This window comes from Oceanobacillus sp. CAU 1775 (assembly GCF_054482815.1).
On the sequence record NZ_JBTLRO010000002.1, the window covers coordinates 242,831 to 258,652 of the forward strand.

Here is a 15,822-nt window from a genome sequence, read left to right on the forward strand (position 1 = left end):
ATTTCTACTTTACTAGTTTATTTATCAATTCAAGGTTTTCTTTTAACGAATCAATATCTGCTGGTGCTTCAAGCATTGCAAAGTAATTTTGCGTATACTGCTTGATTTTTTCTTCTGTGCTAATCTTTAATACGTCTACTTGTTCACTCCACTGTTTAAGATATGACGTACGCATTATATCACTGTTTTCTTTCACAAATGTTTCAACAGAAGGAAGAAGTGCTGAATATAACTCTTCTTTCATTAACTCTTTCTCATTTTGGACAAAAAATGCTTTTGTTCCTTTAAATTTATTAAGTGTTGTATTAAATTCTTTACTTGGTAATTCGACAAATTCTTCCTTAAACGTTGGCGTTTCGAATTCTACCGTATATTCCTTTGGTAAATCAAAAATATCGTTTATCTCTGAACTTTTCGTTAGGAATGATTGATAAACTTCGCCAATTAATTCCTTTTTATAGCCTTCAACCCTCAAAGAAACTGCTTGCAATTCTTGATTTAATTCAAAGCGTACATACTCGATAAGGTTATCTAATGCATTCTTTAATTGATCATTCGCTTTTCTACCATTCTCTGTAATTGTTGTGGGATTGAACATTTCTTTAAACATATCATGGAATCGAATTCCCAACCGTTCAATCACGTAGTAAAGCTGTTTCTCAATTCTTTGTTCAATTTGTTGTTGGTATACACTTGTATCATATGTTTCTATAATATCTATTACCGTATGCTCGTCTGAAGTGGTTTTTTCTATCTTTTTCGCTTTGTCGTCTTCATTTAAGCTAACAGATTCGATATATGATTTGAGTGTATGGGCAACACGGTTTATATCCCATAACGAACTATCAATGATAAGTCTAGTTAAATCATGGTGAATGAAAGAATAAAATTTATCTTCGAATGCCTTCATCTGTTCGTTTAATGTTTTATTATCAAGTTTCTCTTCAATCGACTGTTTACTTGATACTGGGAATAATTTAGCATGACGAATACCTAATTTCATTAACTCATTATCTACATAATCCAACACAAGAGCTAACTCTTCTTCGTTTTCTGCTAAGTCTGCAGCGTTTACGATGAAGAACATTTTATCTAATTCAAATGCTTCCTTTACACGTCCGAGTTGCATCAGGAAATCACGATCAGCTCGAGACAATGCATGGTTATAATAAGTTACATATAATATGGCATCTGCATGTTTTATATAGTTAAAGGCTACATTTGTATGTCTTGCGTTCACAGAGTCTGCTCCAGGTGTATCTACTAAAGTTATCCCCTGTTTTGTCAAAGCACTGTCGTAATATAAATCGATAGTCTCGATATAACAGGCAATAGTTTCGTCTGTTACATACGTTGCAAACTCTTCCAATGAAATCGTTGTTTCCTTACCGATCAACGCTTTATTCTCATCATATCCAGTGATTACCGCTAGAATATATGCTTGATACATATTGCTAAGATTTTTATGTTGTTGAATTTTCTTCTTTCTAATCCATTTTACAAATTCCTCTAATGTATCAGCTTTTGGTGAAAACTTATTAGTCATGGCATATAGTTCTTTAACTAAAGCCTCTTCCCTTTTCATTGTAACAACGACTGTTCCATGTGGATGCGACTCCGAAACTGGATGGATTCGGTTTACAGTAGCAGTCGTTGGATTTGGTGATACAGGAAGCACTCGCTCACCTATAAGAGCATTAGAAAAAGATGATTTCCCTGCACTAAAAGCACCAAATAGAGCAATCGTATATGTGCGATTCGCTAGTCTATGCTTTTTAAGTTCTAAGTCTTTCATTAAATCATTGAATCCTGGAATTGTTTCTATCGTTGAAAGTGTTTGATCAATTCGATTGATAATCTCCACAGCTTCATATTTAGTTGAAGTTTCTTCTTCTATTACTGGGGTTTCTAAAACTTCATCTTTTTTGTTTTTCGTAGACCCTTTTTGAGGACTATCCTCTATAACAAAATCTGACTGCGTTTTATTATATTGATTCAACGTATCTTCCCATTTATTTTCATTAAATATTGGAGAAACGAACATTTGATCAACGGTATCTTCTTTCATCTTTAATTCTTCTTCTATTTTCTTATATTTTGCTTGTAGTTGTTGAGCATCTTGTAAATTATCATAACTGGTTTGGTAATCTAGTAATACTTTTGCATTTTTATTTTCTAATGCATGCTTTAGCTGAGTAAGAATGTTTAACGCGATACGTTTGAATTTACTTTTCACATCTGCTGCGACATCATTCGTGTAATTTAAAACATAATCACCATTTATTTGCGCACCAGGTTTCATTAAAGCTTCTAAATCCTCAAGTTCATAGCTAATCGTAATATTATTAATCATTTCCTGAAGCTTTAAATCTTCTAAGTTATAATTCCTATAAATATTCAAGAATTTATCTCGAAGCTTCCACTGGATAGAAGACTCCATTATCTCTTTTAGTCCATTCAGGAAAATATCCCTGCGACTCTGTCTTTCTTCATCTGTTTTCTTCTTAGAACCAAATAAACCAACTTTAAATCCACTTTGTTCCGCTGCCAAATAACTCTCAGCTTTATCTCGTAATTCTTTTGGCATCAAGTAAGCATTATTTAATGTGCTACTTAATTCTTGTTGGAATTCTTTTTCAAGCTTCTGTGGTTGCTCTTTTAAATCAGTTATTTTCTGTTCAATGTCTTGTATTTCCGATAACTTTGAAGCAGAATCATCATCTTCAAAATCTGATAAAAGTTCACCATACTGGTCTTGAAGAAATTTCTTATGTTTCATCACTACTTGGTTTACTGATGCATCAATATTAAAGAACTCACTTTTTTCACTTTGCATCATAGAAAATAATCTACTCTTAACATCTGAAAATTGATTGTTTGCGATTGAGAAATCATGTAATGATGTAAAGTACATCCCTAATGGATGGATTTGCCATTGATCAAATGTTTGTTTGATATTTGTTACAAACTGATCAAACTTAAGTTCAGCATCATTGTGTTTATCAATCTGATTAATGATCAAATAAAAAGGTATTTGATTCTCTTTTAAAGACTGCAAGAAATATAGATTTACTTCAGACTGTACATGGTTGTAATCCATCACGTAAAAAAGAACATCAACTAAATGAAGCGAACCCTCAGTCATCAGACGGTCAGCATCATCTGCAGCATCTATACCTGGAGTATCAATTACCGCAGAACCCTCTGGAATGATGGCTTTTGATGTACTGATTTCAATTTTATGAATCGAGTCTTTATCTGTAGAATATTCTTTAATCATATTAATATCATATGGCTCTTTATATTCTACTGCTTTTCCCTTATTGAAATAAACCCTTGCCCATCCTTCACCTGAAGTGATTTTTACAATGTTAGCACTTGTAGGAATCGGGCTCTTTGGCAAAATGTTTTCACCTAAAAGATGGTTAATAATTGATGACTTTCCTGCTGAGAAATGACCAGAAAAGCTAACTATTAGTTCTTTATTCATTAACTTATTATGTAGATCAAGTATTTTCAATGCATTTTCTTCATCGTTATTTGCAAGCATTGTTTGGTAAAGCGCTGCTAGCTGATGCTTGTTTGTTCTTAATGTACTTCCCTCTTTAATCATGAAACACTACTACCCCTTTAGACAAACAATTTTAATTCAATTATACGCAATCAGAGCAGCTATTTCTACCTAATATACTTGTTAGCGAAAATATTCATAAAAATCGCCTACACAGTTAACATAATAATATTATGAGTAACAAAAAAGGCTCTCCGCATATTTTGCCGAGAACCTTTTTTATTTATACTGGGTAAACGCCATGCTTTCTTTCCGTAAAGCTAATGTTCTTGTCTGCATATACGGAATATCGTTTAACTAATTCTTCCCTTAGTCTATCAGGATTAATGATTTCATCGATTACTAGTTCTGAAGCTAGTCGATATACGTCGATTTCCTCTTTGTATTCATCCTGTTTTTCTTTGATAAATGCTGCTCTCTCCTCTTCAGGGAGTTCTGCGATTTTATTTGCATGAACTGCGTTGACAGCTGCCTCAGGTCCCATTACAGCAATTTGTGCGTTTGGAAATGCAATTACAGCATCTGGATCAAATGCCGGGCCAGCCATCGCATATAAACCTGCTCCATAAGCTTTTCTTACAATTACAGATATTTTAGGCACAGTTGCTTCACTCATTGCTGAAAGCATCTTCGCCCCATGTCTAATAATTCCTTCACGCTCCACTTTTGTACCGATCATAAAGCCTGGTACATCTGTTAAGAATAGGAGTGGGATATTAAAAGCATTACAAAGTTGAATAAATTTAGCTGCTTTATCGGCAGAATCAGTGAATAGAACACCGCCCTTAACTCTTGGTTGGTTGGCAATGATTCCTACTGTATTACCCTCCATGCGAGCTAGACCAGTTATTAATTCAGGAGCAAAACGTTTTTTGATTTCACAAAAACTATCTTCATCAATAATATGATCGATTAAATCAAACATATTAAAAGCAGCGTTCTGATTTTCTGGTACAATTTCACTTATTTTTTTATCAGTTGCCTTGATCATTTTTGCTTCAACACTGCTTGGTTTACTACGGAAGTTACTTGGGAAATATCCAAGATATTTTCTTGCATATTCAATAGACTCTTCTTCTGTCTTAACTAACACGTCACCAACACCTGAAACTGAAGTATGCATTTTTGCCCCGCCCATTTCTTCCAGGGAGACTTTTTCACCAATTACCTTTTCAGCCATACGTGGAGAACCTAGATACATGGAAGCATTCCCATCAACCATTACAACGACATCACAAAATGCTGGGATGTACGCTCCACCTGCAGCAGACGGTCCGAATAAAAGACATACCTGAGGGACGCGTCCAGATAGTTTAATCTGATTATGGAAAATACGTCCTGCACCTCTTCTACCAGGGAACATTTCAATTTGGTCAGTAATTCTTGCACCAGCAGAATCCACAAGATATAATATTGGGATTTCTAATTTAAGCGCAGTTTCCTGAATACGAATAATCTTTTCTACTGTTCGTTTACCCCAAGAGCCAGCTTTAACGGTGGAGTCATTCGCCATAACACAAACGTTTTGTCCGTTAATTTTCCCGATACCTGTAACAACACCATCAGATGGAAGTGAATCATCCATGCAATTAGCAAAAAATGCATCCTCAATATCCATTCCATGGTCTAGTAATAATTCTAGACGCTCACGGACAAATAGTTTACCTTTTTCAGCATTTGCTTCATGATATTTTTCTCTTCCGCCTTGTTTAATCTTATTCATTCTTGTTTCTAATTCATTCACAAAAGACATATTATCCTCCCTAACTATTCACCTTTATAAATAGGTTTACGCTTTTCTTGAAACGCCAACAATCCTTCTTTTCTATCATTTGTAGGGATTGTTTTCTTATAATTTTGATGCTCAATTTCTAAAGCTGCTGCTAAATCTGTTTCCATTCCTTGATTTATGGAAGCTTTAGCAGCTTGAACAGCGATCGGACCATTGCTTGCAATTTGTTCGGCATATTTTAATGCCACAGAGCTAACTTCCGTTTGATCTACTACCTCTTCTACAATACCTAAGTCAAGAGCTTTGTTAGCAGTTAGACGTTCGGCAGTATAGATGAGCTTTTTAGCCTGTCCGAGACCTATTAAGCGTGGCAAGCGTTGCGTTCCACCTGCTCCTGGGATAATCGCAAGCGACGTTTCTGTCAGGCCTAATTTAACTTTGTCACTTGCTATTCTAAAATCACAGGCTAAAGCTAATTCTAATCCACCACCAAAAGCTACACCATTTAAAGCTGCAATTACAGGCATGCGAAGTTTTTCAACATTGTTTACTGTTTGACCGATGTATTGAACGGTTTTAATTACTTCATCATCTGACATGCCTTTTCGCTCTTTCAAATCTGCCCCAGCACAAAATGCTTTCTCGCCACTACCTGTTAAAATCGTACAAAAGACCGAAGAATCATTTTCAATTGTTTCAAGTGCTTTATTTAACTCATCGAGCATTTGAATAGATAAGGCATTTGCTGCCTCAGGTCTATTTAATGTTAGAATACAAACATGATTTTTTATTTGGATATCAATCATTTGATTTGTTCTCATGCTCCTTTCTAATCCGATATAAAACTTCCAGACTATTCGATGATAGCAATTTCGTCGCCTTCGTTTACAAAGTCGCCTTCTGCTACTTTTAATTCTTTAATCGTACCATCAGCCTCAGCACCGATTGGGATTTCCATTTTCATAGATTCTAAGATGACGATATCTTCACCTTCTGTTACTGTGTCACCAACATTCTTTACAATCTTCCATACGTTTCCAGCCATACTTGCTACTACTTTTTCCATTTTAATTCCTCCTATTTTTCAGTTACTAATGGTAAATAATGTTTTTCTACAAAATCCGTTGTTGTCATTCCTTCAATAAAAGCATCAATTTTAGCAGTTGCCTGAAGCATTGGTAGATTAGTTTTTATACCTTCAATCTTATAGACAGAAAGTGCTTCTTGGAATTTAACAATTGCTTCCTCTCTTGACGATGCATGCACAATTAGTTTACCAATCATCGGATCATAGAAAGGAGTGACCTTGTAATTGTTTGTAAAACTAATGTCATTACGAATACCTTCACCTTCAGGAACATTGATGCTCGTTATATTTCCTGGAGATGGGAAGAAACGAATCGGGTCCTCTGCATAAATTCTTGCTTCAATTGCATGACCATTTATTTGGATATCCTCTTGATTTACCGGAAGAGCTTTACCGTTTGCTATATGAATCTGCATTTCGACAATGTCTATTCCAGTTACTTCTTCCGTAATCGGATGCTCTACCTGAATTCTAGTATTCATTTCAAGAAAATAAAAATTTTCGTCCTGATCAACTAGAAATTCTATTGTACCTGCATTACTATAACCAATTGAAGATGCAGCTAAGATTGCCGCTTTCCCCATCTTTTCTCTTGTTTCATTTGAAATGAATGGAGATGGAGCTTCTTCAATTACCTTCTGATTACGACGTTGAATGGAACATTCTCTATCGAAGAGATGGATAACATTACCTTCTTGGTCAGCAAGGATTTGAATTTCGATATGATGTGACCCATCAATCTTTTTCTCAATAAACATTGCACCGTTACCGAAAAAGCTAAGTGCACGATCAGAATTATTTTTAAATGACTTTCTAAGTTCTTCCTCATTATTTACAGCTTGCATACCGATTCCGCCGCCACCAGCAGAAGCTTTTAACATCACGGGATAACCAATATCAGCAGCAATTTGTACCGCTTCTTCTACATCTGCAATTGCTTCGTTTGTTCCAGGAACAACAGGAACTCCCGCTACTTGCATGGCATTTCTTGCTGCAATTTTATCTCCCATTTTATTTATTACTTCACTACTTGGGCCAATAAAAATATAGCCTTCTTCTTCACAACGACTAGCAAATCCAGGGTTTTCACTTAAAAATCCGTAACCAGGATGAATAGCATCTACTTCAGCCGTTTTGGCTATTTCAAATAGCTTATCTACATTCATATAACTTTCGTTTACATGTGCAGGTCCTAGTAGATAGCACTCATCAGCTTCCCCGACATATGGTGCGTACTCATCTGCCTCAGAATAAACTGCTACAGATTTAAGTCCAATCTTTTTACAAGTTTTTATAATACGGGAAGCAATTTCTCCCCTGTTTGCAATTAAAATCTTTTGAATCATTTTCACCCTCCTAATCTAGGATTGTTATATAAACTATTGAACTAGCAACCTAGGTGTCTTGCAATTACTAAACGTTGAACTTCAGAAGTACCTTCACCGATTTCTAATAATTTCGCATCTCTTAGGTATCTTTCAACTTCGTATTCGCGCATATAACCATAACCACCATGTATTTGAATCGCTTGATCTGCTGCACGTACAGCTGCTTCAGATGCATAGAGTTTTGCAAATGCCGCTTCTTTACCAAAAGGTTTCCCTTGGTCTTTAAGCCAAGCTGCTTTATGCACCATATTACGTGCTAACTCTACTTCCATTGCCATATCAGCTAATTTAAATTGGATAGCCTGGAATTTAGAAATTGGTTGGTTAAATTGTTTTCTCTCTTTCGCATAAGCAAGCGCTTTATCAAGAGACGCCTGTGCAATACCTACACCTAAAGCGGCAATAGAGATTCTTCCACCGTCTAATGTAGATAAGAATTGGTTAAAGCCTTTATGCTCTTCCCCAAGTATATTACTTCTAGGAACACGAACATTATCTAAAACGATTTCTGCTGTGTCTGAGCCTCTAACACCCATTTTATCGTAATTGCTAGTGATGGTCATACCCTCTGTATCAGTAGGAACAATAATAGATGAAATTAGTTTTTTACCACTATCACTTTTTCCAGTAACAGCGGTTACAATCACGAATTTAGCAAAACTAGCATTCGTAATGAAACATTTCTCACCATTGATAACATAATCATCTCCATCAACGACTGCTGTTGTTAATGTACCACCAGCATCAGAACCAGCGTTTGGTTCAGTTAATCCAAATGACCCTAAAGCTTTACCTTCTGCAAGCGGGCGTAAAAATTCTTCCTTTTGCTCTTCTGTTCCAAAATAGTATAGTGGGCTTGATCCAAGTGATACTGCCGCTGCATAGCTTAAGCCAGTGCTTCCACAAACACGCGCGACTTCTTCTACAGCCAATGCATAGGAGAGCGTATCTCCACCTGATCCACCAACTTCTTCTGGGAATGGAATACCTAGTAAACCTAGCTCTCCCATTTGTTTAAAGATATCTTCTGGAAACTCCGCCTTCACATCAATATCGATGGCACGAGGACGAATTACCTCTTCAGCAAAGTCTCTAACCATTTTTTTAATCATCGTTTGTTCTTTCGTTAATTCAAAATTCATTACATGCACCTCAGTTCATAAGTTTGTGACCGACTGGTTGGTCGGTAGATTTTTAAAAAATTACTTCTTAGTTTTAAGAAGTTTACAATTACTTATCATCCTTTTCCTTCAGATGTCATATGCTTTTTTAATGTCGCATGCATGATTAAATCAATATAGTAGTCTGCTATTTCTTCTATACTATTCTCACCGGACTGTTGATACCACCTATATGTCCAATTCACCATCCCGAGTATCGCCATCGTCGTAATATCGACAGAAAGTTCTTCCCTAAATTCACCAGAGACAACCCCGTCATGCAGTGCATCTTTAATCATGTCTTTAAATTGATTTCTCTTTTGTTTTACAATTAACTCATGTTCAGGAAGTAGATAAACACTTTCTTGATAAAATACAGTTAAATGTGCTTGATACATATCGAAAACGCTTACAAAGTCTTTTATAATTGCACGTAAACGATCCGTCGGCGAAGTATGTTGTTCATTTGCCAATCTTGCCTTGTCAAGAACATAGGTAATAAAGACATCGTGAATTACAAATAAAAGCTCATCTTTAGAGGTAAAGTGATGATAAAACCCACCTTTAGAAATACCTGCAGCTTCGACGATTTCTTTTACTGTCACGCCATGAAACCCTTCTTTTTCAAACAAAATAAGTGATTCCTCAATAATTCGCTGTCTTAGGTCCGTTTGAATCCCTCCAAACTCTTATTAATAATTTTACTCTAACATATCATACAAAATAATAAAAGAATTATCTAAATAAACACCCAAGAAAAATAACAAAACGTTAATTTTCTTGGGTGATTTACTTATATTTTATTCGCTATCAACTTCAAATGGTTTTGAATAATTTACTTGCTTCCAAACTTCAATTACTTCTCCATCATGATCCGAATCAATCACAAATGAACCATTACTTGTTCGCTCACTAGAAGATAATTGGATTGGATAAATATGATGCATTTCATCTTTTGATGTTTGGAACCAAATGCTATCACTTTCTTCAACAACATAAAACCCTTTAACAAAATGAGGCTTACTTTTCACGGTACGTAACATATGAAGTCCACGTTTTGCTCTAGTTGTTTTTTCAAATTCATTTAAATTCATTCGCTTAACTGCTCCACGCTGCGTTACCACTACAAGTGAAGGATCAGCTAATTCATCAAACACTTCCGCATTCACTACTTCTTCATCAGCTTTCAGTGTGATTGCCTTTACTCCGGCTGTTCTTTGACCAGTAGGAGTCACTTCTGATTCATGGTACCATAACCCATATCCTGTATTCGTCGCAATAAATATATCTGAAAAACCATCAGACTCTTTTATACTTATCACTTCATCCGTTTTTTTCAAATTAACGGCAACCATTGCTCTAGCTTGTCTTTGCGTTTGATATTTATCAAGTTCTGTTCGTTTGACCATCCCGTTTTTCGTAAAGAAAATAAGATATTTCTTATCAGTAAATTCTCTAACAGGTAAAACCTTTATGATTTTTTCATCCTCGGCAAGACTAGCAAAATGGGATAGGTGTGCACCTAGCTCTTTCCAGCGGATATCTGGCAACTCATGGACAGGGTAAGAAATAAATCTACCCCTATTTGTGAAAAGAAGCAGGGTATCTGTAGTATTCACTTCATAAAGTCCTATCAAGTAATCCAAATCTTTTATCATGATATCTTCTGGTTTAGAAGCCCCATAAGACCTTAAGCTGGTACGTTTAATGTAGCCATCTTTTGTGACAGAAACAACGACATCTTCACTAGCGATCATGACTTCTATATTAATTTTAAGTTCTTCTATTTTGTCCTCAATAATGGATTTTCTATCAATTTGAAAAGCTTTAATCATTTCTTTTAAATCTTTTTTAATTGTTTTCATCAGAACTGCTTCACTATCAAGAATTTTTTCGTATGTTTTAATATTTTTTTCTAGTTCAGTTGCTTCTTTTTCTAATTCAGTGATGTCAGTATTTGTTAGTCGATATAATTGCAAATTAACAATTGCTTCAGATTGTTCTTCACTAAAGCTATATTCCTTAATTAATTGTTTCTTAGCATCTGCTTTGTCTTTTGAAGCGCGTATTGTTGCAATAACATCATCTAATATAGAAATTGCTTTGATTAAACCTTCTATAATATGTTGTCTACTTTTTGCTTTATTTAATAAATATTTCGTTTGTCTCGTTACTACTTCTTTTTGATGGCCAATGAATGCATCAAGAATTTGTGGGAGAGACATTAGTTTTGGTGTTTTGTCCTGGATAGCAACCATATTAAAGTGATAGGAAACCTGAAGTTCGGTGTTTTTATATAAAAAGTTTAAAATACCCTCTGCATCAGCATCTTTTTTAAGATCGATGACAACTCTCAGTCCAGTACGGTCTGATTCATCACGTACCTCGGCAATCCCTTCCACTTTGCGATCCAAACGTAATTCATCCATTTTTTTAACCATATTTGCTTTATTAACTTCATATGGAATTTCATGAATAACAATCTGTTGGCGATTACCACGTAGGTCCTCGACTTCTGCTTTACTTCTTACAATAATACGGCCTTTGCCAGTTTCATAGGCCTTCTTGATACCATCTATTCCTTGAATAATACCGCCTGTTGGAAAGTCTGGTCCTTTGATTACTGTCATTAACTGGTCAACACTTGCTTCAGGCTTATCAATTCTCATGATCACAGCATCTATAACTTCTTTTAAGTTATGTGGTGGGATATCCGTTGCATAACCTGCAGAAATACCTGTTGAGCCATTCACTAGTAAATTAGGAAACTTAGCAGGTAATACGACAGGTTCGGTAGTTGTCTCATCAAAGTTATCGATAAAATCAACCGTTTCTTTATCAATATCTCTGAGTAACTCAGAAGCTATCTTTGAGAGCCTTGCTTCTGTATATCTCATCGCTGCTGGAGGGTCTCCATCAATACTTCCATTATTACCATGCATTTCAACTAAATCATGTTGCAATTTCCAATCTTGGCTTAACCTAACCATTGCTTCATAAACGGATGTATCTCCATGTGGGTGATAGTTCCCAATTACGGTTCCAACTGTCTTTGCAGATTTACGAAAACCTTTATCATGGGTATTTCTTTCCATAAGCATTGCGTATAGAATTCTTCTTTGTACAGGCTTTAAACCATCACGCGCATCTGGTAATGCACGCTCTTGAATAATATATTTACTATATCTTCCAAAGCGGTCCCCAATAACTTCCTCCAATGAAAGATCTAGAAACTTTTCTTCTTGAGCCAATCGTCTTCCTCCTTCACCTTACACAAAACAAAATACTTCTTACTTTACAATTATTCTGTACGAATCTTTTCGTTTTCAATAATATTCGTGTCCTCATCAAGACCAAATTTCACATTTCCTTCGATCCAATTTCTTCGAGGTTCTACTTTGTCACCCATAAGTGTTGTTATTCTTCTTTCCGCACGGGTAAAGTCTTCAATCGTCACTCTAATAAGCGTTCGGGACTCTGGATTCATCGTTGTATCCCAAAGTTGATCAGCATTCATCTCACCCAAACCTTTGTAACGCTGAATCATATAACCGCTCTTTAACTTCGCAACTGCTTCTTTCATTCCTGCTTCATCCCAAGCATAATGAACTTTTTCGCTTTTGCCTTTTCCTTTAGAGACTTTAAATAATGGAGGCAAGGCAATAAATATCTTGCCTGCTTCTATAAGTTGTCTCATATAACGATAGAAAAATGTAAGCAATAACACTTGAATATGTGCTCCATCCGTATCCGCGTCTGTCATAATGATAATTTTGTCGTACTGCACGTCATCAATATCAAAATCGACACCAACACCTGCACCGATTGTATGAATGATTGTTGAAATCTCTTCATTTTTAAAGACATCTTCAAGTTTTGCTTTTTCTGTATTAATTACTTTACCTCTTAAGGGTAAAACAGCTTGGAATTTACGGTCTCTCCCCTGTTTGGCAGAACCTCCGGCAGAGTCTCCCTCTACTAAATATAGCTCATTTCTTTTCGGGTTTCTCGATTGAGCTGGTGTGAGTTTCCCACTTAGTAAAGTATCTCTTCTCTTTCTTTGTTTTCCAGAACGTGCATCATCTCTTGCTTTTCTTGCCGCGTCCCTGGCTTCTTTTGCCTTAATTGCCTTATTAACCAATTGCTTCGAAATCTCGGCATTTTCTTCGAGAAAATATGCCATTTGTTCCGTTATAACTGTGTCAACTGCAGAACGGGCTTCTGGTGACCCTAGTTTTCCTTTTGTCTGGCCTTCAAATTGTAATTTATCCTCAGGAATTCTTACGGAAATAATAGCTGTGAGACCTTCACGAATATCAGCACCGTCGAGGTTTTTATCTTTTTCTTTCAGTAAAGAAGTACGACGAGCATAGTCATTTACAGCTCTCGTAATTGCTGTACGTGCACCAACTTCATGTGTTCCACCATCTTTTGTTCGGACATGGTTTACAAACGATAACATGGTTTCTGCATAGCCATCATTAAACTGAAAGGAAAATTCAACTTGGATTTTAGCACTTTCACCTTCAAAAAATGCAACATTATGTAATGTGTCTTTTTCTTCGTTTAAATAGTCGACAAATGATTTCAGTCCATCTGGATATTGGAAAGTTTCTTTTGTATCTGCACGCTTATCTTCTAATTCAATTGATAAATTTTTAAGTAAAAATGCTGCTTCTCTTAATCTTTCAGAAATCGTCTCATAATCAAATACATGCGAAGAAAAGATCGTTTCATCCGGTTTAAAGTGAATAATTGATCCTGATTTTCTCGTAGGTTTTAATTTTTTCAATGTGCCAACTGGTTTTCCACCGTTTTCAAAACGCTGAAAATACGTATGACCTTCACGGTGGATCGTAACTTCCATCCAAGAAGATAACGCATTTACAACGGATGCACCTACTCCGTGGAGACCTCCACTTGTTTTATAACCACCTTGACCAAACTTTCCTCCAGCATGAAGCACAGTAAAGATTACTTCAATTGTCGATATACCTGTGCTGTGCATACCAGTTGGTATTCCACGACCGCTATCTTCAATAGAAATACTATTATCTTTATGTAGCGTTACTTTAATCTCATTTCCGTGTCCTGCAAGAGCTTCATCCACGGCATTATCTACAATTTCAAATACTAGATGATGTAGACCTCTTTCATCTGTACTACCTACATACATTCCAGGTCTTTTTCTGACAGCGTCCAATCCTTCTAATACTTGGATGGAATCATCTGAGTATCCATTTGACTGATTTACCAAAGTAAAAATTCCCCTTTCCTAACCCGAGTGAAAACTTACATCTATCTCATTAAATAATATCAAATAGTTTCTCTATATCTAATTCTAGAACAAATGTTTGTCAATGTAAATGAAAACATTGTAATCTCAAGCTTTTCTAAACTATCTTATCGTAAATTCAGAAATAAATACACTAATATATTAAAATTTTATTTTATAGATGGTTTTTTAAGATAATTATATTTAAAATTTTTGGTTCAAGTTTCGATAAAATAAAACACTCTGGTAAATATATTCTAAATTCTGTTGAAGGCGTGTGGGCCTCTTCGTGTACAGAATCTATCCTATATTCCCAGAGCTTAAAAACTAAAAGTACTATAAATTCGTTGAATGTTTATTTTCAATCTCGTTTAAAGATTATTTTACTAAAACTGCATGGACAACTTTTATACACATGTCCATAATAACTTTAAAATCTCTTTCCTTCAGATAATCATATGCTTCTTGATTTACGATCCCTTGTTGTGCCCAGAATACACGGCAGTCTGTTACGGCAGCATCCTTCGCAACACCTGGTAAGTATTCAGGGCGACGAAACACATTAATAATATCTATTTTTTCAGGTACATCTTTTAGTGTCGGATATGCTTTTTCTCCAAGTACTTCATCAACTGATGGGTTTACAGGTATAATTCTATACCCTTCATCTTGCATGATTTTAGAAATTTGATACGCCGTTTTCTCTTCATTATTTGATAAACCAACAACAGCAATTGTCTTCGCTTCTTGTAAGATCTCTTTTAATTCAGCTTTGGATGGATTTTCCCAACTCATTACACTCATCCTCTCAAGATAATTTATTATTAGCCATATCTTAAAGTTTATTTAATTTACAGTCAACTAATATAACTTTGTCCCCCGCTCGTAAAACGTTATTATATTAATTTTAGAATTATAAGTTCTATCTATTACTAATTCATGCTAAAATAAAGCAGGGCTCTAAATCTTATTATAAATTTGAAAGTAGGACTATTAAATGGAATATGTTATTTTTGCTATTATTGCATATTTACTTGGTTCAATTCCTTCAGCTTTAATTGTTGGAAAATTAGGCTACAAAATAGACGTAAGAGAACATGGTAGTGGAAATCTTGGAGCTACAAACGCCTTTAGAGTTCTAGGGGTAAAAGCTGGTATAATCGTTACAGTTTCAGATATTTTAAAAGGCACCTTGGCAACCATCTTACCTTTATTATTTCAAGTAGATATCTATTTATTAATTATAGGATTATTTGCCGTTGTAGGTCATACATACCCTGTCTTTGCTAAATTCAAAGGTGGAAAAGCTGTAGCTACATCTGCTGGTATTATTTTGGGAATTAATCCAATTCTGTTTATCATTATGATTACAACGTTTCTAGCAACGCTTTATCTATCTAAATATGTATCTCTTTCTTCAATGCTTACAGGTCTAGTAACCATTGTTGTATCTCTATTTTATCAAGATATTGGTTTAACAATTGTACTAGGTGTTCTCACCCTATTTGTCATTTATCGTCATTGGGAAAATATTAAACGTATTCGTAAAGGGACCGAACCAAAAATTAAGTGGATGTAAGAATTTATGATATGCTATATATAAGAAAAT

At 35.3% G+C, this 15,822-nt stretch carries 11 protein-coding genes; 1 reads left to right on the forward strand and 10 read right to left on the reverse strand.

All coding sequences use genetic code 11. The annotated features are described in order from the left end of the window. Positions 1-4: 4 nt before the first annotated feature. The 10 genes from ACXYMZ_RS04490 to ACXYMZ_RS04535 form a co-directional block, all read right to left on the reverse strand. Entirely contained in the window at positions 5-3,613 is a 3,609-nt protein-coding gene (locus tag ACXYMZ_RS04490; RefSeq protein ID WP_458947161.1) for a dynamin family protein, read from the reverse strand. Between the two features lie 181 nt (positions 3,614-3,794). Continuing rightward, positions 3,795-5,324 carry an acyl-CoA carboxylase subunit beta gene (locus tag ACXYMZ_RS04495; RefSeq protein WP_458947162.1) on the reverse strand — a complete coding sequence of 510 codons (1,530 nt, stop codon included), beginning with the start codon at positions 5,322-5,324 and terminating at the stop codon, positions 3,795-3,797. A gap of 14 nt (positions 5,325-5,338) precedes the next feature. After that, a complete protein-coding gene (locus ACXYMZ_RS04500) occupies positions 5,339-6,124 on the reverse strand; it encodes an enoyl-CoA hydratase (protein WP_458947163.1) in 786 nt (261 codons plus the stop codon). Positions 6,125-6,156: 32 nt separating this feature from the next. Continuing rightward, positions 6,157-6,369 (reverse strand): acetyl-CoA carboxylase biotin carboxyl carrier protein subunit, encoded by a 213-nt coding sequence (locus ACXYMZ_RS04505; RefSeq protein WP_458947164.1) that lies wholly within the window; start codon positions 6,367-6,369, stop codon positions 6,157-6,159. A gap of 11 nt (positions 6,370-6,380) precedes the next feature. Continuing rightward, on the reverse strand, positions 6,381-7,736 hold the full coding sequence (locus ACXYMZ_RS04510) for an acetyl-CoA carboxylase biotin carboxylase subunit (RefSeq protein ID WP_458947165.1): 1,356 nt from the start codon (positions 7,734-7,736) through the stop codon (positions 6,381-6,383). Between the two features lie 41 nt (positions 7,737-7,777). Further along, positions 7,778-8,920 (reverse strand): acyl-CoA dehydrogenase, encoded by a 1,143-nt coding sequence (locus ACXYMZ_RS04515; protein ID WP_458947166.1) that lies wholly within the window; start codon positions 8,918-8,920, stop codon positions 7,778-7,780. Positions 8,921-9,015: 95 nt separating this feature from the next. Beyond that, positions 9,016-9,615, reverse strand: coding sequence for a TetR/AcrR family transcriptional regulator (locus ACXYMZ_RS04520; RefSeq protein WP_458947492.1), 600 nt, complete (start codon positions 9,613-9,615; stop codon positions 9,016-9,018). 123 nt (positions 9,616-9,738) lie between these two features. After that, on the reverse strand, positions 9,739-12,189 hold the full coding sequence (parC, locus tag ACXYMZ_RS04525; protein WP_458947167.1) for a DNA topoisomerase IV subunit A: 2,451 nt from the start codon (positions 12,187-12,189) through the stop codon (positions 9,739-9,741). Between the two features lie 50 nt (positions 12,190-12,239). After that, the gene (gene parE / locus ACXYMZ_RS04530) at positions 12,240-14,195 is read right to left on the reverse strand and encodes a DNA topoisomerase IV subunit B (protein WP_458947168.1); all 1,956 of its coding nucleotides are present in this window, start codon (positions 14,193-14,195) and stop codon (positions 12,240-12,242) included. 396 nt (positions 14,196-14,591) lie between these two features. Beyond that, on the reverse strand, positions 14,592-15,008 hold the full coding sequence (locus ACXYMZ_RS04535) for a CoA-binding protein (RefSeq protein WP_458947169.1): 417 nt from the start codon (positions 15,006-15,008) through the stop codon (positions 14,592-14,594). 202 nt (positions 15,009-15,210) lie between these two features. Here ACXYMZ_RS04535 and plsY point away from each other — a divergent pair, with 202 nt between their 5' ends. After that, entirely contained in the window at positions 15,211-15,792 is a 582-nt protein-coding gene (plsY, locus tag ACXYMZ_RS04540) for a glycerol-3-phosphate 1-O-acyltransferase PlsY (RefSeq protein WP_458947170.1), read from the forward strand. Positions 15,793-15,822 lie beyond the last annotated feature (30 nt).